17 protein-coding genes and 1 pseudogene are annotated in these 23,186 nt (G+C 64.9%); 11 read left to right on the forward strand and 7 right to left on the reverse strand.

Features of this window, described 5'->3' with window-relative positions; all coding sequences use genetic code 11:
- The first annotated feature begins 7 nt into the window (after window positions 1-7).
- The 10 genes from EF888_RS01650 to EF888_RS01700 all read left to right on the forward strand — a co-directional run bounded on the left by EF888_RS01650 (window position 8) and on the right by EF888_RS01700 (window position 14,985).
- The gene (locus EF888_RS01650; protein WP_109757154.1) at window positions 8-1,276 is read left to right on the forward strand and encodes an extracellular solute-binding protein; all 1,269 of its coding nucleotides are present in this window, start codon (window positions 8-10) and stop codon (window positions 1,274-1,276) included.
- A 58-nt stretch (window positions 1,277-1,334) separates the two neighbouring features.
- Window positions 1,335-2,216, forward strand: a complete 882-nt coding sequence (locus tag EF888_RS01655) for a carbohydrate ABC transporter permease (RefSeq protein WP_109757155.1) — start codon at window positions 1,335-1,337, stop codon at window positions 2,214-2,216.
- Window positions 2,213-3,055: a carbohydrate ABC transporter permease gene (locus EF888_RS01660; RefSeq protein ID WP_109757156.1), complete on the forward strand. Its 843-nt coding sequence runs from the start codon at window positions 2,213-2,215 to the stop codon at window positions 3,053-3,055. Before EF888_RS01655 ends, EF888_RS01660 begins: the two co-directional genes overlap by 4 nt.
- 3 nt (window positions 3,056-3,058) lie before the next feature.
- A complete protein-coding gene (locus EF888_RS01665; protein ID WP_109757157.1) occupies window positions 3,059-4,141 on the forward strand; it encodes an ABC transporter ATP-binding protein in 1,083 nt (360 codons plus the stop codon).
- 354 nt (window positions 4,142-4,495) lie between these two features.
- Window positions 4,496-6,898 (forward strand): glycogen/starch/alpha-glucan phosphorylase, encoded by a 2,403-nt coding sequence (locus EF888_RS01670; protein ID WP_109757158.1) that lies wholly within the window; start codon window positions 4,496-4,498, stop codon window positions 6,896-6,898.
- 518 nt (window positions 6,899-7,416) lie between these two features.
- Window positions 7,417-8,691: a glucose-1-phosphate adenylyltransferase gene (gene glgC, locus EF888_RS01680; RefSeq protein WP_109757160.1), complete on the forward strand. Its 1,275-nt coding sequence runs from the start codon at window positions 7,417-7,419 to the stop codon at window positions 8,689-8,691.
- A gap of 21 nt (window positions 8,692-8,712) precedes the next feature.
- Window positions 8,713-10,146, forward strand: coding sequence for a glycogen synthase GlgA (gene glgA / locus EF888_RS01685; RefSeq protein WP_109757901.1), 1,434 nt, complete (start codon window positions 8,713-8,715; stop codon window positions 10,144-10,146).
- Complete coding sequence (gene glgX, locus EF888_RS01690; protein WP_241239767.1) at window positions 10,143-12,254, forward strand: glycogen debranching protein GlgX; 2,112 nt, start codon at window positions 10,143-10,145, stop codon at window positions 12,252-12,254. The genes glgA and glgX overlap by 4 nt, the downstream gene beginning before the upstream one ends.
- Window positions 12,255-12,279: 25 nt before the next feature.
- The gene (locus EF888_RS01695; RefSeq protein ID WP_109757162.1) at window positions 12,280-13,884 is read left to right on the forward strand and encodes an alpha-amylase family glycosyl hydrolase; all 1,605 of its coding nucleotides are present in this window, start codon (window positions 12,280-12,282) and stop codon (window positions 13,882-13,884) included.
- Between the two features lie 69 nt (window positions 13,885-13,953).
- Window positions 13,954-14,985, forward strand: coding sequence for a histone deacetylase family protein (locus tag EF888_RS01700; protein ID WP_109757163.1), 1,032 nt, complete (start codon window positions 13,954-13,956; stop codon window positions 14,983-14,985).
- A gap of 10 nt (window positions 14,986-14,995) precedes the next feature.
- Here the strand turns inward: EF888_RS01700 and EF888_RS01705 are convergent, their stop codons facing one another.
- The 6 genes and pseudogenes from EF888_RS01705 to EF888_RS01730 all read right to left on the reverse strand — a co-directional run bounded on the left by EF888_RS01705 (window position 14,996) and on the right by EF888_RS01730 (window position 20,946).
- Window positions 14,996-16,432, reverse strand: a complete 1,437-nt coding sequence (locus tag EF888_RS01705) for an amidase (protein ID WP_109757164.1) — start codon at window positions 16,430-16,432, stop codon at window positions 14,996-14,998.
- A 29-nt stretch (window positions 16,433-16,461) separates the two neighbouring features.
- Window positions 16,462-16,701: pseudogene (locus tag EF888_RS01710) on the reverse strand (extracellular solute-binding protein); the annotation flags it as partial.
- Between the two features lie 31 nt (window positions 16,702-16,732).
- Window positions 16,733-17,536, reverse strand: coding sequence for an ABC transporter permease (locus EF888_RS01715; protein ID WP_109757165.1), 804 nt, complete (start codon window positions 17,534-17,536; stop codon window positions 16,733-16,735).
- Complete coding sequence (locus EF888_RS01720; protein WP_109757166.1) at window positions 17,533-18,423, reverse strand: ABC transporter permease; 891 nt, start codon at window positions 18,421-18,423, stop codon at window positions 17,533-17,535. The genes EF888_RS01715 and EF888_RS01720 overlap by 4 nt, the downstream gene beginning before the upstream one ends.
- Window positions 18,420-19,472 carry an ABC transporter ATP-binding protein gene (locus tag EF888_RS01725; protein WP_241239768.1) on the reverse strand — a complete coding sequence of 351 codons (1,053 nt, stop codon included), beginning with the start codon at window positions 19,470-19,472 and terminating at the stop codon, window positions 18,420-18,422. Before EF888_RS01725 ends, EF888_RS01720 begins: the two co-directional genes overlap by 4 nt.
- A 16-nt stretch (window positions 19,473-19,488) precedes the next feature.
- The gene (locus EF888_RS01730) at window positions 19,489-20,946 is read right to left on the reverse strand and encodes an amidase (RefSeq protein WP_109757167.1); all 1,458 of its coding nucleotides are present in this window, start codon (window positions 20,944-20,946) and stop codon (window positions 19,489-19,491) included.
- Window positions 20,947-21,049: 103 nt separating this feature from the next.
- Here EF888_RS01730 and EF888_RS01735 point away from each other — a divergent pair, with 103 nt between their 5' ends.
- Window positions 21,050-21,700, forward strand: a complete 651-nt coding sequence (locus EF888_RS01735; RefSeq protein WP_109757168.1) for a class II aldolase/adducin family protein — start codon at window positions 21,050-21,052, stop codon at window positions 21,698-21,700.
- Here EF888_RS01735 and xylB read toward each other — a convergent pair.
- A complete protein-coding gene (xylB, locus tag EF888_RS01740; RefSeq protein ID WP_241239769.1) occupies window positions 21,697-23,169 on the reverse strand; it encodes a xylulokinase in 1,473 nt (490 codons plus the stop codon). The two genes, EF888_RS01735 and xylB, sit on opposite strands and share 4 nt — an antisense overlap.
- Window positions 23,170-23,186 lie beyond the last annotated feature (17 nt).

A 23,186-nucleotide genomic window follows, 5' to 3' on the forward strand; every position in this document is an offset into this window, starting at 1 on the left:
GAACGACATGACCGACTTACTGAGAACGACACTTGGCGCCGCAGCCATCGCAGGTCTCGCGGCAACCAGCCTTTCGGCGCAGGAAACCGTCGTCTGGTGGGACTTCCTCGGCGGGGGCGACGGCGTGCGGATGAAGCAGCTCATCGAGGACTTCAATGCCGCGCACCAAAGCGAGATCGCCGTCGACGCGACCACGCTCGAATGGGGCGTGCCCTTCTACACCAAGGTGCAGACCTCCGTCGCCGTGGGCGAGGCGCCCGACATCATGACCTACCATGCCAGCCGCATCCCGCTGGCGGTGGACCAGAACCTTCTGAGCGAGATCACGCCCGAAGACTGGGCGACGATGGGCCTAGGCCAGGGCGACTATGCCGAAGCGACCTGGGACGCGGTCAGCGTCGACGGCAAGCAGTACGCCGTGCCGCTCGATACGCACCCCATCGTGCTTTACTACAACAAGGATCTTCTGGCGGCGGCCGGGCGGTTGAACGACGACGGCACGCCCATGGGCATGGACAGCCGCGAGGGTTTCACCCAGACGCTGCAGGCGCTCAAGGACAGTGGTGTCACCTTCCCGCTCGGCTCGGTGACGGCGGACGGCACCTTCATGTTCCGAACGATCTACTCGCTCGTGGGCCAGCAGGACGGCGAGCTGATGACCGATGGCGAGTTCCTGGCCGGCGACAATGCCGAGAAGCTGACGAACGCGCTTGGCGTGCTGGCGGAATGGACCGAGGCTGGGCTGCAATCGACCTATACGGACTATCCGGCGACGGTCGCGCTCTTCACCTCGGGCGAGGCGGCCATGATGATCAACGGCGTCTGGGAGGTGCCGACGATGGTCGACCTCGAGAAGGACGGCAAGCTCTTTTCATGGGGCGCCGTCGAGCTTCCGGTGATCTTCGACCACGCCTCGACCTACGCCGACAGCCACGCCTTCGCGATCCCGAATGGCAACGACATGAGCCCCGAGAAGCGCGCCGCGGTGCTCGAGGTCATGGGCTGGATCTCGCAGAACTCGCTGTTCTGGGCGACGGCGGGCCACATCCCGGCCTACGGCCCGGTCACGCAGTCTGACGAGTACGCGAAGATGGAGCCGAACGCGACCTACTCGAGCCTGACCTCGAACATGATCTTCGATCCGAAGACGCCGCTTGCTGGAGTCGCCGGCCCCATCTACGACGTCATGTCCACCTACTTCGTGCCGACGCTGAACGGCGAGATGGACCCGGCCGAGGCGGTCGAGGAAATCAAGGCCGAGCTGAACGACCTCTGATAAGCGAAGAGGGGGCGCCCGCCCGGGCGCCCCGACAGACCTGACCGGAGGCAGTCCCATGATCCGCGATGCGAAGAAGGAGTGGCTGATCGCCCTCACGCTCATCGCCCCGTTCGCGGCGATCTACGGGTTGGTCTTCGTCTATCCCACTATCGACATGTTCCTGCTGTCCTTCACGGACGCACCGCTGATCGGTGCAGGAGACTACGTCGGGCTCGAGAATTACACCCGACTCACCAGCGACCGCCGCTTCGACACCGCGGTCTGGAACACCGCCTGGTTCGTCGTCCTTTCGGTCATCCCCGGAACCTTCGTGGCACTAGGCATCGCGCTTGCCGTCAGCCGCCTGTCGGGGCGGCTCCAGACGGCCGTTCTGGCGCTGTTCTTCCTGCCCTACATCCTGCCGGTCTCGGTCATCTACCTGATCTGGGACTGGACGCTGAACTTCCAGTTCGGGATAGCCATGCACATCTTCGACGCCCTTGGCATCGATCGCATCCCGGTCTTCAAGTCGGCCACCTGGTTCATCCCCGCCGTGGCACTCATCACGGTCTGGTGGACCTGCGGCTTCAACGTCCTGTTGTTCCTCGCCGGGCTCCGCGCCATCCCGCAGGAGATCTACGAAGCCGCGGCGCTCGACAACGCTGGGCGGTGGAAAACCTTCAGCCGCGTGACCTGGCCGCTTCTCTGGCCGATCACCGCGCTGAATTTCACCATCCAGCTCATCCTTCAGATGAAAATCTTCGACCAGGTCTACCTGTTCAGCCAGGGCGGGCGACCGAACGACAACCTTGTGATGGTCTACTACATCTTCCAGCGCGCGTTTCAGAACAACCACGGCGGTCGCGCCGCCGCTGTCGCGGTCGTGCTGTTCTTCATCGTGATCGTCGTGTCCGTGCTGAACTTCCAGCTCATGCGCTTCGCGGAGCGCAAGCAATGACCCCGCAGACCGCAAGACGTGCCAACCTCGCGGGCGGCGCCATCACGATCCTCACCGTCGTCTGCGCGGTGATCTGGGCCTTTCCGCTCTATTGGGGCATCGTGTCGTCGCTCAAGCCCGAGGACGAGGTGGTTCGGCCCTACATCGAGCTCTGGCCGGACACGCTAACGTTCGAGCACTACGTCCACGCGCTGACCGCGACGCAGATCGGACGCTGGTATCTGAATTCAATCGTGACCGCTGTCGGCACCACGGTCCTCACCATCTTGACGTCGATCTTCTGCGGCTATGCCCTCAGCCAACTGCGGTTTCCGCTGCGCCGCCCGCTCTACTGGCTGATCCTCGCGAGCTTCATGGTCCCCACGCAGGTGCTCATCATCAACCACTTCGTGCTGGTCGCGAACATGGGGCTGCTCAACACCTGGGCCGGGATCATCCTGCCGCAGCTCATCCACCCGGTCATCATCATCATCTACAAGCAGTTCTTCGACCAGGTGCCGAAGGAGTTTCGCGAGGCGGCGGTGATGGACAACGCCTCTGAGTGGCGCATCCTGTTCAAGGTGTTCGTGCCGATGAACTGGGGCGTGACCACCGCGCTTTCCATCGTGGTCTTCATCTGGTCCTGGAACGCTTTTCTCTGGCCCTTCCTCGCCGCCACCAAGACCGAGTGGATGACGATCACGGTCGGCATCACGCAGGTGAACGACGCCTTCGGCATCTACTATGCGCGCGAACTGTCGCTCGCCGTACTCGCCGGCCTGCCGGTGGCGCTGGCCTACCTGCTGTTCCAGCGCCAGGTGACGCGGGCGATCACGCTCTCCGCCGGGATCAAGGGGTGACTCATGGCTGACATCGTTCTCGACCACGTCTCGAAGAGCTTCGGCAAGGTGAGGGTGATCGACGACCTGTCCCTCACGGTGCAGTCTGGCGAATTCATCGTCTTCCTCGGCCCCTCCGGTTCGGGCAAGTCGACGCTTCTGCGGATGATCGCGGGTCTCGAGACCATCGACCGCGGGCGGCTTCTGATCGGAGGGCGCGAGTGCCAGACAGTCGCGCCGGGCCAGCGCAACGTGGCGATGGTGTTCCAGAACTACGCGCTCTACCCGCACATGACGGTGCGCGAGAACATGGTCTTCGGACTTAGGAACATCGGTATGGCGTCCGACGAGATCAGGCGACGCGTCGAGGAGGCCGCGCGCATCCTCGAAATGGATCAGCTTCTCGATCGCCGCCCCTCGCAGCTTTCGGGTGGCCAGCGCCAGCGCGTCGCCATCGGCCGCGCCATCGTGAAGGAGCCGGCGGCCTTCCTCTTCGACGAACCTCTTTCGAACCTCGACGCGGCTCTCCGAGTCCGCACCCGCGTGGAACTCGCCGAACTCCACCACCGCATCGGCACGACGATGATTTACGTCACCCACGACCAGACCGAAGCGATGACCATGGCCGACCGCATCGTCGTGCTAAACGACTGCCGGATCGAACAGGTGGGAACGCCGATGGAGGTCTACACCGCCCCCGCCTCGCGGTTCGTCGCGGGGTTCATCGGCTCGCCCGCCATGAACTTCCTGCCGGTGGAGGTGATCAATTCAGACGGACAGGCACTCGCGACGCTCGACGACGGATCGACGATCGGGCTGCCGCCGGACATCGCCGGACGCGGCCGCCTCGACCTCGGAGTCCGCCCCGAGAACGTGGGCATCGTGGGCGAGGGCGGAATGACGACGGGCAAGGTGAAGGTGGTCGAGCACTTGGGCGACCGGACCATCGTCTATGTCGTCCTCGGCGACGGAACCCCCGTCACGGCTCAGACCGGCGGCCACTCCCAGGTGCGCGCAGGCGAGGTCGTCGGGCTGACCTTCGACGTCGAGGGCGCGCGCCTCTTCGGAACGGACGGGCTTGCGCAGGACCAGGCGGCGGCGATCTGAAATTAAGCCTTCGAAAGCGAACTCCAAGATCGCTAGCCGCTCGTGCCGAATAGCGTCAGCTCTGCGCGACAGCACGGTCCGCATCATCTCTCCTGCGGAGACGTGTTCCTGGTTGTCCGACACCGTCCGACCAAATCGTCCATCCCTTTCGTCGAGCCGCGAACGGACCTGCGAAAGGGTTCTGATTGTCGACGATCTGGCATCGCAGATCGGTGGCCTGACGTCGATTCCTGCCTCGATCCTGTGCGAAGCGTTGCGCGAAAGCCCAAGCGGACGCCGCGTCGATAGGGCGTTGGTGCATCGAGCCACGCCAACTCTTTTTTCCGGCTCAAGAGCAATTTATGGTCGCGCTCCATGAACGCACTCGCTCCCCAGCCCGTCACCCAGGACGTCTTCCGCTCGGAGATCCTCCGTCATCTGACCTTCACCGTCGGCAAGGATGCCGCGCACGCGTCGGTCCATGACTGGCGCATGGCGCTGTCCCATGCGCTGCGGGACCGCATCGTGGCCCCCTGGTTCAGCGCCACGCGGCGCACCTGGGCCGAGGACAGGAAGCGGGTCTATTACCTGTCGATGGAGTTCCTGATCGGGCGCATCCTCGAGGACGCATCGATCAATGTCGGTCTGCGCGAGATCGCGGGCGCGGCGCTCGCCGACCTCGGGCAGGATTTCGCATCGGTCGCAGGGACGGAACCCGACGCGGCGCTCGGCAACGGCGGTCTCGGGCGGCTCGCCGCGTGCTACATGGAAAGCATGGCGACGCTCGGGTGTCCCGCTTATGGCTACGGTATCCGCTACGAACACGGGCTGTTCCGGCAAGAGTTCAATGGTGGACACCAGGTAGAATTCGCCGAGGACTGGCTGTCGCAGAAGCATCCCTGGGAGTTTGAGCGGCCCGAGTGCGCCTATGACATCGGCTTCAAGGGCCAAGTCGAGGTGAAGGGCGGCAGGTCGGTCTGGCATCCAGGTGAAAGTGTCCGGGCCTCGGCCTTCGATACGCCCGTGGTCGGCTGGGCCGGACGCTGGGCGAACACGCTGAGGCTCTGGGCGGCGCAACCGACGCAGCACTTCGACCTCAAGCGCTTCAATCGAGGCGAATATACCGCTGCCGCCGAACCCGAGACGCTGGCGCGGACGATCAGCCGGGTTCTCTATCCCGAGGACACCACGCACGAGGGCAAGGAGCTTCGGCTGAAGCAAGAGTTCTTTCTGACCTCGGCGGCGATCCAGGACATCCTGCGGCGGTATCTCGACACGCACTCCGATCTGCGCGCGCTTCCCTCGAAGGTCGCGATCCAGATGAACGACACGCATCCCGCGCTGGCGGGACCCGAATTGATCCGGCTTCTGACCGACGCGCACGGGCTGCCGTTCGAGGAGGCGATCGAGATCGCACGGTCCTGCCTGGGTTACACGAACCACACGCTGCTGCCCGAAGCGCTGGAGCGCTGGTCGACGTGGCTGATGGGCAATGTCCTCCCGCGCCACATGCAGATCATCGAAAGGATTGACGAGGATCACCTGGCGTCGCATCCGAAGCGCAAGCACTACGTCGGCATCGTCAAGCACCACGAGGTGCGGATGGGCGAACTGGCCTTCATCATGTCGCACCGGGTCAATGGCGTCTCGGCTCTGCACAGCGACCTGGTGAAGGAGCGGCTGTTCCCCGAGCTTCATGCGCTCCATCCGGACCGCATCATCAATCAGACCAACGGCGTGACGCCTCGCCGATGGCTTCGGATGGCCAACCCCGCGCTGTCCTCGCTGGTGACGAACACTATAGGCAGCGGGTGGGAAGATCATCTCGACCGCTTGCGCGAACTCGAGCCACATGTGGAGGACCGGGGGTTTCGCGACGCTTTCGCTGCGGCAAAGAGGGCAAACAAGGCTGCGACGTCGAACTGGGTCGCCGAGACGACGGGCGTCCGCGTCGACCCCGGTGCGCTTTTCGACGTCCAGATCAAGCGACTGCACGAGTACAAGCGGCAACTTCTCAACATACTTCAGACGATCTCGGAATGGCACGAGATCCGCGAGAACCCGCAGGCCGACTTCGTGCCCCGGGTGAAGATCTTCGGCGGCAAGGCAGCGCCTGGCTATGTCGTCGCGAAGGAGATCATCCACCTCATCAACGACGTGGCAGAGGTCATCAACAACGATCCCGCGGTCGGCGACCGGCTGAAGGTCGTCTACCCGGCGAACTACAACGTCTCGATGGCCGAGAGGCTGATCCCGGCTTCGGACCTGTCCGAGCAGATTTCGACCGCCGGCAAAGAGGCGTCGGGCACCGGCAACATGAAGCTCGCGCTGAACGGCGCGCTGACCATCGGGACGCTGGACGGCGCCAACGTCGAGATCCGCGACCATGTGGGCGCCGAGAATTTCTTCCTCTTCGGTCTCACGGCCCACGAGGCCGTCGAGCGGCGCAATGATCCCGAGCATTCGCGTCACGCCATCGAGGCCTGTGAGGCGCTTCAGGTCGTATTGCAGCTTCTGGCCGAGGGGCGCTTCAGCCCGGACCAGACCGACCGCTATCTCGGCATCGTCGACCGGGTCTGGCACCACGACTACTTCCTGGTCGCCTCGGACTTCGCGGCCTACCGAGACGCGCAACGCCGCGTCGACGACGCCTATCGCGATCCGGACGGCTGGGCCCGAATGGCGGCCCTGAATACCGCACGGATGGGATTCTTCTCCTCGGATCGTGCCGTTCGGGGCTACATGAAGGAAATATGGAAAACCACTTCCGCGCTCTGAAAGTCGGGAGATGGGTGACGATGGTCACGACCATCGCGGCCCTAGGTCATGTGGCCGGACGAGGCCGCTTGGGCCGGGGCACGCAACCGCGATCCTTTCCGATCCTCGGTTCGCATGACAGGAACGCTCTGGCACTGGTTCCGAAGGCCGACGACGTTTGGCTTCTCAGCAGCCGGTCCAAGCCCGCCGAACTGCGCCGCGATCCGGGACGTGGCGCTCCAATCCTCGCTCAGATGGGCAGGGCACCGGACCAAAATTCTGGCCGACGAGGCGCGTAATTTTCGCAACCTGAGGGCCTACTGCAGCTTCATGTGGACCCAACCCGGCAATAAGCTACTGTTCATGGGACAAGAATTTGCGCGGACGCGAGAGTTGCGGTGGCGATCGGGGTAACGGTGGATCGGTCACGACCGACGGCGCGGAACGGCTTGGGGAGGTTCAGTGGCCCCCGGTTGTTCCGCCATTGCTCGGATCGTTAATTTCCGGCAGGCCTGACCTGCCGAAGAGGGGAGGAAGAAATGCAGCAGCCTAGACCCAATCAGCGCCTGTCGACCAAGGCGATGGCCTTCGTTCTGGCAGGAGGACGCGGCAGCCGACTGAAGGAGCTGACCGACAGGAGGGCAAAACCCGCGGTCTATTTCGGCGGCAAGACGCGGATCATCGACTTCGCTCTGTCGAACGCTCTGAACTCGGGCATCCGGAAGATGGCGATCGCAACCCAGTACAAGGCGCATTCGCTGATCCGCCACATGCAGAGGGGCTGGGGCTTCTTCCGGTCGGAAAGGAACGAATACCTCGACATCCTGCCCGCGTCGCAGCGTGTGAACGAAAGCAAGTGGTACCTGGGCACGGCGGACGCGGTCACCCAGAACGTCGATATCGTGGACAGCTACGATGTCGAGTACATCATCGTTCTGGCGGGCGACCACATCTACAAGATGGACTACGAGATCATGCTGCGTCAGCACGTCGACAGCGGCGCGGACGTCACCATCGGCTGTCTCACCGTCCCGAGAATGGAGGCAGTCGCCTTCGGCGTCATGCACATTGACGAGACGGGGCGGATCACGGATTTCCTCGAAAAGCCAGCGGACCCACCGGCGATCCCCGGAGATCCGGACCACGCCCTCGCTTCCATGGGCATCTACGTCTTCGACTGGAAGTTCCTGCGCGAGCTTCTGCTCGAAGATGCCGAGGACGCCAATTCCAGCCACGACTTCGGCAACGACCTGATCCCGGGCATCGTGAAGAACGGCAAGGCCATGGCGCACCGATTCTCGGAAAGCTGCGTCCGCTCCGGCCTCGAGAAAGAGCCCTACTGGCGCGACGTCGGCACCATCGATGCCTTCTGGCAAGCCAATATCGACCTCACCGATTTCGTGCCCAAGCTCGACATCTACGACACCACCTGGCCGATCTGGACCTACGCCGAACTGGTGCCTCCCGCGAAGTTCATCCACGACGAAGACGGGCGACGCGGCATGGCGGTGTCGTCCCTCGTCTCGGGCGATTGCATCGTGTCGGGCTCCGAGGTGAAGAACTCGCTTCTGTTCACCGGCGTCCGGTCGCATTCCTTCTCGTCCATCGAATGCTCGGTGGTACTTCCGTACGTCACCGTCAATCGAAAGGCAGAGCTGAGGAATTGCGTCATCGATAGGGGGGTGGTCATCCCGGAGGGCCTCGTGGTGGGCGAAGACCCCGAGGAAGATGGCAAGTGGTTCCGGCGCACGGACACGGGGATCGTTCTCATCACGCAGGACATGCTGGATCGCCGGGCCGCCAAGCTCGGCTGACGCCAGACGGAAGGAAGAGGCTTGGGAAAGGTTCTGTCGGTCGCCTCGGAGTGCGTCCCGCTGGTCAAGACCGGCGGTCTTGCCGATGTCGTCGGCGCCTTGCCCAAGGCCGTCGCGGCGGAAGGCTGGGACATGCGGGTCATGGTGCCGGCTTATCCCGGTGTCGAGACGAAGCTGAAGGGGCGGAAAGTCATCTGGACGTCCGGGGATCTGTTCGGCGGTCCGGCGCGCGTCCTGAAGGGAACCGTCGAGGGGTTGACCGTTCTGCTCCTTTCGGCGCCGCACCTCTACGACCGGTCGGGGGGCATCTACTCCGACAAGGGCCGCGACCATCCCGATAACCCCGAGCGTTTCGCCGCCCTGTCCTGGGCTGCGGCCGAGATCGCAAAGGGCGGGGGATCCGACGGGTGGACCCCGGACATCCTTCATGCGCACGACTGGCAGACCGGCCTCGCGCCCGCCTACCTGCGCTACGGCGGCGCGACCGGGCCACGGTCAGTCATCACCATCCACAACGTCGCGTTCCAGGGCGTTGCGCCCGCTGCAAAGCTGGCCGCCCTGCGCTTGCCGGCAGCCGAATTCACCCGGGATGGGTTGGAATACTGGGGCAACCTCTCGACGCTCAAGGCCGGTCTCGTCACGGCGGATCGCATCACTACGGTGTCGCCGACCTATGCCGAGGAGCTCATGCGGCCAGAGTTCGGAATGGGTCTCGAGGGTGTCCTCCAGGCGAGGGCAGGCGACCTCGACGGTATCCTGAACGGCGTTGACGAGACGATCTGGTCGCCGGCGACGGACCCGGACATCGTGCCGTATTCCGAGCGCTCGATGAAGGGCAAGGCGACGAACAGATCGCGTCTCCTCACCGAATTCGGACTTGGCCCGGTCGAAGGCCCTCTGGCCATCGTGGTGAGCCGTCTGACCGAGCAGAAGGGCATCGACCTGATCGCGGGAGGCATCGACGCCTTTGCCGCTGCAGGCGGGGGCCTTGTCGTTCTGGGCTCAGGAGATCCCGCGCTCGAAGCCGCCGTCGTCTCGGCCGCGGCGCGGCGGCCCGAGCGGGTCGGCGTCAGGATCGGCTATGATGAAAGCCTGTCGCACCAGATGTTCGCTGGCGGCGACGCGGTCCTCGTTCCGTCGCGCTTCGAGCCCTGTGGCCTGACGCAGATGTACGGACTGCGCTACGGAACGCTCCCCCTCGTCGCGGCAACGGGTGGGCTGAACGACACGGTGATCGGCGCCACGCCCGCCACGCTGGCCGCAGGTGCGGCGACGGGCGTTTCCTTCCATCCGGTGGACGCCACCGGACTGGCCGGAGCGTTGCGTCATCTCCTACGCCTCTACGCCGACCGCAAGACATGGAACGCCATGATACGGCGCGCGATGCGAAGCGACGTGAGCTGGGTTGGACCTGCTCGCCAATACGCCGAGATATACAGGAGCCTCTCGACGTGAATCCGACCCGTGCGAAAGGGGCGCCGACACGACTGGCGCATCGTTCGGTCGCGGGCGGGCAACCCTGGCCTCTGGGGGCGACCTTCGACGGCGCAGGCGTCAACTTCGCCGTCTTTTCCGCCCATGCCGCGCGCGTCGAGGTTTGCCTTTTCACCGATGACGGCCGGCGCGAGATCGCCCGGTTGGCGCTCCCCGAGCGGGACGGCGACATCTGGCACGGTCATGTCGAGGGGCTGACGCCGGGTACTCGCTACGGGTTGCGCGTCCACGGCCCCTACGATCCCGAGAATGGGCAACGGTTCAACGCGAACAAGCTCCTGCTCGATCCTTACGCGCGCCAGATAGTCGGGCGGCTGAAGTGGTCGGATGCCCTGATGGGCTACCGCGTCGGCGGCGCGGCGGGGGATTTGTCGTTCGACACCCGCGACAGCGCCTTCGCCATGCCGAAGTGCGTGGTGGCCGACGCAAGCTTCGACTGGGGCGACGACCGCCCGCCTCGCCACGACCTTCGCGGCACGGTGATCTATGAGGCGAACGTGCGTGGCCTGACCATGGCGCACCCCGGCATCGATCCGTCATTGCGCGGCACGTTCCTCGGAATGAGCTCCGAGCCGATGATCGATCACCTCACCCGCCTCGGCGTCACCGCGGTCCAGTTGCTTCCGATCCAGTCCTTTCTGAACGACCGCTTCCTCGAGGTGCGAGGCCTGCGGAACTATTGGGGCTACCAGACCATCGGCTTCTTCGCGCCCGAACCGCGCTACATGAGCCACGAGGCCGTGTGGGAATTCCAGGCGATGGTACGCCGCTTCCACGCCGCCGGGATCGAGGTCATCCTCGACGTGGTCTACAACCACTCGGGCGAGGCGGACCAGCTTGGCCCAACGCTCAGTTTCCGTGGCATTGACAATCGAAGTTACTACAAGCTGATCGGCTCTGGGCGCGACTATGAGAACTTCACGGGCACCGGCAATACGCTGAACCTCGACCATCCGATGGTTCTTCGGATGGTGATGGATTCGCTGCGCTACTGGGTCGAGGTCATGCACGTCGACGGCTTCCGCTTCGACCTCGCCAGTGCGCTTGCTCGAGGACCGGAGGGCTTCGAGCCGGAGTCTGCCTTTCTCGACGCACTGAGGCAGGACCCCGTGCTGTCGAGGGTCAAACTGATCGCCGAGCCTTGGGACGTAGGGCCGGACGGCTATCGCCTGGGTCGATTCCCCTATCCCTTCCTGGAATGGAACGACAAGTTTCGCGACGAGGTGCGGCGCTTCTGGCGTGGCGATCCTTACGGCGCGGCCCATCTCGCGAAGCGCCTTCTGGGGTCGGCTGAACTGTTCGACCACGGTGGACGCGCGGCGGTCTCGTCAGTCAACTTCATAGCCTGCCACGACGGCTTCACGCTGTCCGATGTCGTCAGCTACAGCCACAAGCGCAACGAGGCCAACGGCGAGGACAACCGCGACGGTCACAACGAGAACCAGTCCGAGAACTTCGGCATCGAAGGTCCGACCGACGATGCGGACGTGATCGCAGCGCGCGACCTGAGACGGCGCAACTTGCTGGCGACGCTTTTCCTGTCGCAGGGCACACCCATGATCCTCGGCGGCGACGAGGTCGGCAACAGCCAGTCCGGCAACAACAACGCTTATGCCCAGGACAACGAGACGGGCTGGATCGACTGGAGCGGCGCCGACGACGGTTTCCTGAGGTTTGTGCGGCGCCTGATCGCCTTGCGGCGCGCCTATCCGGTGCTGTCTCAGCGGCGGTTCCTGCACGGTCAGCGGCGCGGCGAGGATCACCCGCCCGACCTGGAATGGCGCCGCGCCGATGGCGCAACTCCGACGGACGACGACTGGCAGAACGCGGACTGGCACTCGGTTGGGGTGATTATCCGCGAGTCGTCGGAAAAGGCCTTGCCGAAGCACGAAACGGATGTTTTTGCCTTCTTCAACGCGGCGGGCGAGACTTCGGTCTGGTTGCCCAAGGGCAGGTGGTTCCGCGTGCTTGATACGGCGGATCCCGATGCAATGCCTCAGGCTTGCGAAGGTGAGGTCTACTTGGCGCGACACTCGGTGGCTCTGTTCGCGCGCGACGATGGACGATGATCGAAATGTACGAAAGGACGACCGGATGAGCGAAGACTGGTGGCGAGGGTCGGTGACCTATCAAGTGTATCCCCGGTCTTTCCAGGACGCGAACGGCGACGGTATCGGCGACTTGCCGGGTATCACGCAAAGGCTTCCCTACCTCGCTGACCTCGGGGTCGACGCGGTCTGGCTGTCACCCGTCTGCACGTCTCCTATGAAGGACATGGGCTACGACGTCTCGAATTACCGCGATATCGACCCGGTGTTCGGCACGCTCGACGACTTCGACGGAATGGTCGAGCGCGCGCATGACTTGGGCCTCCGGATCATCATCGACCAGGTCATCTCGCATTCGTCGAACCTGCACCCGGCCTTCATCGAAAGCCGCGCAAACCCGGCCGGACCCAAGGGCGACTGGTATGTCTGGGCCGATCCCAAACCGGACGGATCGCCGCCGAACAACTGGCTGGCCGCCTTCGGCGGCAGTGCCTGGACCTGGAACGCGCACCGCCATCAATATTATCTTCACAACTTCCTGCCCGAGCAGCCCGACTTTAACTTCCACAATCCCGAGGTGCAGGACTTCCACCTCGACAACATGGCGTTCTGGCTGGACAGGGGAGTCGATGGCTTTCGCCTCGACACGGTGAACTATTACTTCCACGACGCGCTTCTGCGGGACGACGCGGCCGATTTCCGCAGGAAGGAGAAGCCCGAGAACAACCCTTACAACATGCAGTATCACCTGTTCTCGAAGAACCAGCCCGAGAACCTGGCGTTTCTGGAACGGATGCGTGCGCTGACCGACCGCTACGAGGCGCGCGTGCTGATCGGTGAGATGGGCGAAAGTCACCACGCGATCGAGATGATGGGCCAGTACACCACCGGCGCCCGTTTGCATCAGTCCTATTCGTTCGACATGCTGGGTCCCGATTTCTCCGCGGAGCACTTCCGTACGAGAATTGCGGGCTTTTTCGCGGGCGCGCCCCAAGGATGGCCCTGCTGGGCTTTCTCGAACCACGACGTGAACCGCCACGTCTCTCGCTGGATGCGGCACGCGGCCGACCGTGAATCCCTGGCTAAGCAGGCGGCGGCCCTTCTTCTATCGATGCAGGGATCAATCTGCATCTATCAGGGCGAAGAACTGGGTCAGACCGAGACCGAACTGAGCTTCGAGGAACTGACCGATCCCGCCGGAATCAACTTCTGGCCCGAAGAGAAGGGTCGCGACGGCTGCCGGACGCCGATGGTGTGGGAGAAGGATGCAGCGAACGCCGGCTTCTCCAACGCCAACCGAACATGGCTTCCGGTCCGCGAGCCTCAACGTGCGGTCGCCGTCGATACGCATGGCGGCGAAGACTCGGTGCTTGCGTTCTACAAGCGGATGTTGGCGTTCCGGAAGAACAGCGTCGACCTGATGAAGGGCGCAAGCGACTTCCTGGTGCTGCCCGAGCCGTGGCTGGGTTTCCGCCGCGGAGAGAACACGCTCTGCATCTTCAACCTCTCGGCAGAGGCAAGGTCGCTTCCTTGCGAAGGCGGCGAGTTGGTTCTGAGCCACAATGCGAACGTAGAGAAGGGGGCGCTTGCGCTCGGCCCGAACGGCTTCGCGATCATGAGCGGCAATCCGACGATCAGGCAGCCGGATTGAGTAGAGAGCCAGCCGATCAGCGTCGGCGAACCTGGGAACGATCCGCCGCGACAGGTAAAGAGGACCAAGATGCGCACCTACTTCTCGGAACGGCACCGGATGCACTTCCCCCAGGCGGAACTGCACGGCGGCGAACTCGTCACGCCCTATGAACGGCCAAGCCGCGTGGAATATGTCCTCGCCAGATTGAAGGAGCGGGGGCTGACCGACATTGTCGATCCCGGTGAGGCGGACATGGGCCCGATCCGCGACATGAGCGATCCGGGATACCTCGCATTCCTGGAGAGCGCGTGGGACGAGTGGAAAGCGGCTGGTTTCGCGGGCGAAATTATCGCCACGTCGACACCTGTGCGCCGGATGCAGACCGGACGCCCGCCGCGCAACATCGACGGCAAGGTCGGCTATTACGCTCTTGCCTCCGAAACCGCGATCACCCGAACGACCTGGGAGGCGACGCTGTCCTCTGCCGCATCGGCGCAAGCCGCGACCGCGCATGTCATCTCAGGCGCATGGGCCGCGTTCGCGCTCTGCCGTCCTCCGGGTCATCATGCGACGGCGGACATGTACGGTGGCTACTGCTTCATCAACAACGCCGCTCTCGCCGCCGAGCAATTCCGCGCCTCTGGCGCCGGGCGCGTGGCGATCCTCGACATCGACTTCCACCACGGCAACGGAACGCAGGACATCTTCTACGGACGCGGCGACGTCTTCTTCGCCTCGCTTCACGGAGCGCCGGAGGATGCGTTTCCCTACTTCCTGGGCTTCGCGGACGAGACCGGAGAGGGGGACGGTGAGGGCTCGACGGCGAACTACCCCATGTCCCCGGGCACAGGCTACGGCGAATGGTCCGGCGCACTCGACGACGCCATCTCGCGGATCCGTGCTTTCGGAGCAGAGGCTCTGGTCGTGTCGCTTGGGGTCGACGCCTTCAAGGACGATCCCATCAGTTTCTTCAAGCTCGACAGCCCGGACTTCATGGACGCAGGCCGGCGGATTGCCGGGCTGGGTCTGCCGACCGTCTTCTGCATGGAGGGTGGCTATGCCATCGAGGCCGTGGGCATCAATGCTGTAAATGTCCTCGAGGGTTTCGAAGGAGCCTGACGTCTTAACCTTACGGCGGCGGTCTGCGGTTCGGCCAATCGGTTGCCTGGTGCCAGTGGTCGGCAAGGGACAGGATGCGGCGGTCCGCGTTGCGCGGCCCGAACAGCGTGACGCCCGTGGGCAAGCCGTTCTCGCCGAAGCCGGCCGGGACCGACACGGCGGGCAGGCCGGTCAGGCTTACCGGGATCACGCATTCCATCCACCGATGATAGCTGTCCATCGCCACGTCGCCGACGCTCTCTGGCCACCGCCAGTCCGCCGGGAAGGGCCAAACCTGTGCGGACGGAATGGCGAGCGCGTCGTACGACCCGAAAAGATCGGCGAAGGCGAGGTTGAGGCGCGAACGGATGCGGCTTGCCCCATCGACCTGAAGCGCGGACATCGCGTTGCCGCGCTGGATCTCCCATTGAAGCTCCGGCTTGATGAATTGACGCTTGCCGGCGTCGTTCCACAGATCGGCCTTCCCCGCAGCGATGGCCCAGGAGCGAAGCGTGGTCCAGCTTTCCCAGATTGCGTCTCGCGACACGGGCGGAGGAAGCGTCTCGACGGTCGCGCCCAGGGCCGACATCTCGGCGAGCGCCGCCTCGCAGATGTCGAGGACGCCATCCTCGTAGGGCACGCCGCCCCAGTCGGACAGCCAGCCGATCCTGGCACCTTTCAGCGCTTCGATGTCGAGCGCCGAGAGGTCCGGGACGGCGACCTCGTAGGGCATCTTCGGGTCCGGCCCGGCCAGCGCCGAGAGGAGAAGCGCCAGGTCCTTCGGACACCGGGCCATCGGACCGTCCGTTGCCAGGCGATGGAGATAAAGATCGCCCTCGGCGTCGTCGGGGATCAGACCCCAGGTTGGACGGAAGCCATAGATGTTGCAGAAGGCGGCGGGGTTTCTCAGCGAACCCATCATGTCCGATCCGTCCGCGACCGGGACCATCCGCATCGCCAGCGCTGCCGCCGCGCCGCCCGAAGAGCCGCCCGCCGTCCGCGCGGGATCATAGGGGTTTCGTGTCACGCCGAAGACGGGATTGAAGCTGTGCGACCCTGCGCCGAACTCGGGCACGTTTGTCTTGCCGATCAGGATGGCGCCTGCCCGGCGCAGTCGTCGGGCAAGCCGGTCGTCGGCTTCGGGAATATGGTCGGCGTAAAGCGGCGAGCCCCATGTCGTGCGAAGGCCCCTCGTCGCGACGAGGTCCTTCACCGCCACGGGCAGCCCGTGGAGAGGTCCGCTTGCTGGCGCGAGGTCGGCCGCCTCCGCTTCCGCCAGAAGCTCGTCGCGCGGGCGAAGTGAGACGATGGCGTTGATGGAAGGGTTCAGCGTCTCGATGCGGTCGAGGTAGGCGGTCATCACGTCGTGGGCCGACACCTCGCGAAGGCGGAGACGCGTCGAAAGGTCAAAAGCCGCAAGCGAGGTGAGATCGGGGGGCGTCGCCGCCCCCCGCCTGTGGTCCGTCACTTCTGAAGCTCGGTCCAGATCGCGGTATCATAGCTGTGCGTCGGCACCACGATGTCGAAGCCGTGCCCGCCCGCCTCGATCTTGGCCAGCGCGGTGGTGTTCGAGTCGTAGTCGGTGACGGTCACCTTGACGTCGAATTCCTCCTCGAACTTCTTGATGAGGTCCGGGCTCGTGTAGTTGCCCCAGTTGTAGATGTTGAGTTCGCCCTCTGCGGCGGCGCCTCCGGCCAGCGCGAATAGCGCGGCGGCGGATGTCAGGGTTCTGGTCATGGTCACTCCTTTGTTGGGATGGGTCGCGGGATCAGTCCCGTCTTCTGGTCAGCAGGAAGAAGGCCGTCAGCAGCATCACCGTCAGGACGAGAAGCGCGGTCGAGATCGCGTTCACCTCGGGCGTGACGGCACGGCGCAGCTGGCCCAGCATGTAGGTCGGCAGCGTATCCTGTCCGGCGGATTTGACAAACTCGGTGATGATCACGTCGTCGAGCGAGATGACGAAGGCCAGCATCGCGCCTGCCGCGACACCCGGCGCCATGAGGGGAAGCGTCACCCGGCGGAACGTCTGCCAGGGCGTGGCGTAGAGGTCGGCCGCTGCGATCTCGAGCGTGAGGTCCATGCCCTCGAGACGCGCTCGGATCGGCAGATATGCGAAGGGAATGCAGAAGGCGGAGTGGGCAAGGATGAGATAGCCCAGGCCCTGGTAGCCGGTCGCGACCTTGATGGTGGCGAAGAAGATCAGGAGTGCCACGGCCGTCACGATCTCCGGCACCATCAGGGGCTGGTTTATCATCACGTAGATGAAGGTCTGTCCCTTGAACCGCCCGCGCCGTGTCGTCCCGAGCGCGGCCATCGTGGCGAGCGTCGTTGAAATCAGCGCGGCCGAGACGGCAACGACCAGCGAGCGGATGGTAGCGTCCTGAACCTGAGTGTTTTCCCACGCGATCTCGTACCACCGAAACGAAAATCCGCCCCAGACGGCCACCGAGTTCGAAGCGTTGAAAGAGTAGACGACTATCGTGACGATCGGCGCATAGAGCACGACGAAGACGCCGATCGCGATTGCCGAGAATCCCGGGAGTGCGGTGATGTCGAACCGGCGTCCTCTCATTGCGGCCTCTCGGACGAGGTGACGCGGACGTAGGCCAGAAGCGCTGCCAGCACGATCAGGAGAAGCAGCATCGACAGCGCCGCCCCGAGGGGCCAGTTACGGCCCTGCCCGAACTGAAGCTCGATGAAGTTGCCGACCATCATGTTCTTGCCGCCGCCCAGGATGCGCGGCGTGACATAGGCGCCGAGCGAGGGGACGAAGACGAGGATCGACCCCGCCACGATGCCCGGACGCACGATCGGCAGGACGATCCGGCGCAGCACCTTCCAGCGCGAGGCATAGAGGTCGTAGCCCGCCTCGACGAGCTTGAAGTCGAAGCGGTCGATGGCGGCGAAGAGCGGCAGGACCATCAGAGGCAGATAGACATAGACCATGCCGATGAGCACCGCCGTGTCGGTATAGAGGATCTGGATCGGGGTCTCGATCAGGCCGAACTTGAGCAACGCGGTGTTCAGAAGACCCTGGTTCCGGATGATCTCGCTGATGGCGAAGGTACGGATCAGCAGATTGGTCCAGAACGGGATGGTGATGAGGAAGAGCCAGATCGCGCGGCTGGAAGGCGGACGCGTGGCAATGAACCAGGCCGTGGGAAAGCCCACGGCGAAGGTGATGAGGGTCGTCAGAAGCGACAGCTTCACCGACCGCCAGAAGATCGTCAGATGCGCATCGGCAAGGCTGACGGTCCCGTCGAAGATGTCCCGCTCGAGAAACACCCTGAACCAGGGCTCGGTCGTGAAGTTCCAGACGACGCCCGAGTACTCCCCCGGTTCCAGGAAGGAGTAGACGACGACGATCAGCAGCGGCCCTGCCGCGCCTAGGGCCAGAAGAACGAGCGCCGGCAGGGACAGAAGCCAGCCCGAGCGGGTCGAGGACGCCGCGCCCGTCATGCGCCCTCGAGGATCTGGAGCGCGCCGGGCGCGAAGTCGATCCTCACGCCCTGACCATCTCTCAGACCGATGTCGCCCGAGGGCGGGCTTTGCAGGCGTGCGACGATTTCGGTGCCGTCCGACAGCGTCATGTGACAATGCGTGTCGGTCCCGAAGTACACCGTGCGCGTCAGTGTCGCCGGAAGGGGGCCGTTGCTGCCGATGCGCACTTGTTCGGGCCGTGCGGCCAGCGTCACTGGTCCGTTGCCAGCGCCTGGCAAGGACAGATCGACACCTGCGACCCTGACGAGGTCGCCGCGGGCCTCTGCCGGGATGAAGTTCGTCTCGCCGATGAAGTCGGCGACAAAGCGGTCGACGGGGCGGTTGTAGATCTCGCGAGGCGCTCCGACCTGAAGCAGCCGGCCCCCGCTCATCACGCCGATCCGGTCGGACATGGTCAGCGCTTCTTCCTGGTCGTGGGTGACGAAGACGAAGGTTATGCCCGTTTCGGTCTGGAGCCGCTTCAGCTCGAGCTGCATTTCCTTTCGGAGCTTCAGATCGAGGGCCGAAAGAGGCTCGTCAAGGAGAAGGACCTGTGGCGCCGGCGCCAAGGCCCGAGCGAGGGCGACCCGCTGCTGCTGGCCTCCCGAAAGCTGTCCCGGACGGCGGTCGGCCATCTCCTCGAGCTTGACGAGGGCGATCATTTTCTCGACCTCCGACGCCACCTCGTCCCTCGGGCGTCCCAGCATCTGAAGACCGAAGGCGATATTCTCGCGCGCGGTAAGATGCGGGAAAAGTGCATAGGACTGGAATACGGTGTTCACCGGCCGCTTGTTCGGTGGCACGGCGGTCATGTCCTTGCCGCCGATGTGGATGGTTCCCTCGGTCGGCATCTCGAAGCCCGCGATAAGCCGAAGAAGCGTTGTCTTTCCGCAGCCGGAGGGGCCGAGAAGGGTGAAGAACTCGCCCGTGCGGATGCCCAGTGATACTCCACCCAGGGCCCGCGCCGCACTCGCCCCGTAACCATAGACCTTCGCGGCGTCGACGATCTCGATGGCGGACGGGCTCACGGAAGATCTCCTGTCGTCACGGGTCTGTACGTCCCGCCCAAACCGCCGGTCTCCGCTGTGCCCATGGACAGGCGCGTTCGAGGTCCGCGCAGAGGCTCATCAGATCGAGGTCGGCGCCGAAACGCGCGGCGAGGTGGATGCCGACGGGCAGGCCGTCCTCGGTCCAGTGAAGCGGAACCGATGCGGCTGGCTGGCCGGTGGCATTGAAGGCGGCGGTGAAGGGCGAATAGGCGAAGACACCATCCGACGCCGTGCGATAGGCGAGATAGTCGTCCCGGTCGTGCGAGAACCGGCCCACCTTTGCGGGCGGCTCGGCCATCGTGGGCGTCAACAGGATGTCGAAGTCGAGAAAGACCCTGGCCATCTGACGGCCGTAGGAGTGGATCTTGCCGACCGCGTCGAGGTAGTCCGCACCGGACAAGCCTCGCGCGTAGTCGCGGGCCGAGAGGGCGATGCGTTCCACCTCGCCCTCCTCCAGCGGCCGTCCGCGCGCGGCCACGGTCTTGTCGATCCAGAGGGCCGTGCCGCAAGCCACGATCTTGCACCACGCGAGCATCATGCCTTGCGTGTCCGCTGGCGGTGGCGCGATCTCGACGATCTCGTGGCCCAGACCCTCAAGCGTCCTCGCAGCCTCGCGGGCCGCCTCGACGCAGGCCGGGGCAAGTTCGGCTCCGGTCAGCGACGTCGTCAGAAGCGCCACGCGTCGTTGCGGCAAGGCCGTCCGTGTTGCCTCGGTGAACGTGCCCTGCAGACGCGGCGCGACATAGGGTGCTCCCAGGTCCGGGCCTGCACAGGCGTCGAGAAGTGCTGCCTGGTCCCGAACCGAACGCGTCAGGAAGCCGTCGGTCGCCATGCCGGCCCAGCCTTCCCCGGCGTAGGGCCCATCCGGCAATCGCGCGCGCGTCGGCTTGAACCCGAAGAGGCCGCAGTTGGACGCCGGGATGCGAACCGACCCGCCACCATCCGAGCCGTGCGCGCCGGGCACGATCCCCGACGCGACGGCGGCGCCCGATCCGCCCGACGATCCACCGGGCGTGCGCGAGGTGTCCCAGGGATTGCAGGTCGGACCGCCATAAACCGCCGCTTCCGTCACAGGACCCACGCCGCCTTCGGGAGAGGCGGTGCGCCCGAACGTCACGAGACCGGCCGCCGCGATCCGCTCGTAGATCGCCGAGTCGCGGTCGTAGGTCGTGTGGTGCAGAAGGCGCGATCCATTGTGAGAGGGATAGTCTACGGCCTCGGCACCGAGGTCCTTCAGAAGAAACGGCACGCCTCGGAACGGTCCTTCGGGAAGCCCCTCGGCGATCTTCCGACGGGCGACATCGTCGAAGCGCAGCACGACCGCGTTGAGATGGCCGTTCACCCTGTCGCACCGCGCGATGGCGGCGTCCAGCAACTCGACAGCGGTCACCCGGCCATCCGCCACATGGGCCGCAAGTCCGGTCATGTCCTCGGTGTCGAAAAGCTCGTCCATCGCCCGCCGTGCCCGCCCCGGGTCAAGCTTGGCACCCGCTCGGTGGAAGGGCAAGTCGCCAGCCGCGATGGACGACGCCTGTCGGGTTAGACAAGCTCAGGATATGAGCGACGACGACCTCTCCTTGCGCACATCGATCATCGAGGCTTGCCTCGAAATGACTGCAAGCGGCCTGACGACTGGGACCTCCGGAAACCTGTCGGTGCGTTCGGGCCGCGACATGCTCATTACGCCTTCCGCAACGCCTTACCTATCCATGACGCCGGACATGATCGCCCGAATGCCGCTCGCGGGAGACGGAGCATGGACGGGACCAAGACCCCCTTCGACCGAGTGGCGCTTCCACCTCGACATCCTGAACGCACGAAGCGAGATCGGGGCGGTTGTCCATGCGCATCCGACCCATGCCACGGCGCTCGCCGTCGCCAGGATGGAGATTCCCGCTTGTCACTACATGGTCGCGGCCTTCGGCGGCTCGACCGTGCGATGTGCGGGGTATGCGCGCTACGGGAGCGCCGACCTATCCGCTTTGGTCCTGGATGCCCTTCGGGACCGCACTGCCTGCCTTCTGGCGAACCACGGCGCCATCGCGCTTGGCGACACGCTGGACAAGGCGATGTGGCGCATGACGGAACTCGAGACCCTCGCGCGGCAATTCGTCGTGGCCCGGCAGGCCGGCGAGCCCGTCATCCTGTCGGATGCGGAGATCGCCGAGACGCTTGCCGCCTTCGCTGATTACGGCCTCAAGTCTTAGGCCGGAAGGACGGGCCGAGTGCCGGGGTATAGCGCTCGGTACCGCGCCAGATTATCGGCGTGATAGGCGGCCATTACCGCGTTCGGCTCGATCGTCCGCTCGATCGGGGCCGGTGCGCAGAACTCGAGCGGGTCGGCTCCCTCCGCCGCGCAATAGCCCAGCCGCGCCGCGCCGAAGGCCGCGCCATAGTCGCCTGCCGTGGGAAGATGCAGCGGCGATCCGGAGGCGTCTGCGATCATCTGGACCCAGGCCAGCGACCTGGCGCCGCCGCCGATGGCATAGACCAGCTCTGGGCGTGTGCCGGCCGCCGCCAAGGCATCGAAGCTGTCGACGAAGGCATAGGTTACGCCCTCGAGCGCGGCACGCGCGATGTCCTCGACCGAGGTTGCCTGGCTCATGCCGACGAGGGCGCCGCGGGCGCCGGCATCGTTGTGGGGCGTCCGTTCGCCCGACAGATAGGGCAGAAAGGTCAGCACGGCCCTGGCAGGCGTCGTCGCATCGATACCGTCGGTCAGCGCTGAAGGCTCGCGTCCGGTGATGCGCGACAACCAGTTCAGCGTGTCGGTCGCCGAGAGGATCACCCCCATCTGGTGCCACACGTCGGGAACGGCGTGGCAGAAGGCGTGGACCGCCTGGGCCGTGTTCGGCGCGAAGCCGTCGGTCGCGACAAAGAGAACGCCGGACGTTCCGAGAGAAGCAAAGCCTGCGCCCGGTTTCACCGCCCCCACGCCCGCAGCGGACGCCGCATTGTCGCCGCCGCCGCCCGCGACGATTGGAGGCTTGGCCATGCCCCACCTCTGCGCCAACTCGGAACGGAGGCGACCCGCCGGTTCGGAGCCTTCGACAAGTGACGGCATCTGTCCCTCGTCCAGCCCCGTCGCGGCCAGAAGCTCGGGCGACCAGCAGCGGCGGCCCACGTCGAGCCAGAGCGTGCCCGCGCTGTCGGACATCTCGGAGATGTATTCGCCGGTGAGAAGAAGCCGCAGATAGTCCTTCGGCAGAAGCACCTTCGCGACTTGCTCGAAAACCTCGGGTTCGTGACGCCGGACCCACTCGAGCTTGGGCGCGGTGAAGCCGGGCATGACGAGGTTGCCGCCGATCCCGCGGAAGTCGGCCTTGTCCTCGAGAATGCTGCATTCCTCGGCCGAGCGCCCGTCGTTCCACAGAATGCAGGGCCGCAGCACGCGGTCGTCGGCGCCGAGAAGCGTCGCACCGTGCATGTGTCCCGACAGACCGATACCGCGGACACGCGCCATGCGTTCCGGTTGAGTGCGGGCCAATTCGTCGAGCGTGGCCTCGGTCGCACTCCACCACTGTGCGGGGTCCTGTTCCGACCAGCCGGGGCGGGGTCGGTCGACGTCGAGCGGCGCATGCGCCGTGGCGACGACGCGCTGGTCCCCGTCCATCATCAGGGTCTTCACGCCCGATGTGCCGAGGTCGATGCCCAGCCAGATGCCGCCCGTCGCCATGTGTGTCTCCCTTGATT

Source organism: Silicimonas algicola (assembly GCF_003970735.1).
GTDB classification, from domain to species: Bacteria; Pseudomonadota; Alphaproteobacteria; order Rhodobacterales; family Rhodobacteraceae; genus Silicimonas; species Silicimonas algicola.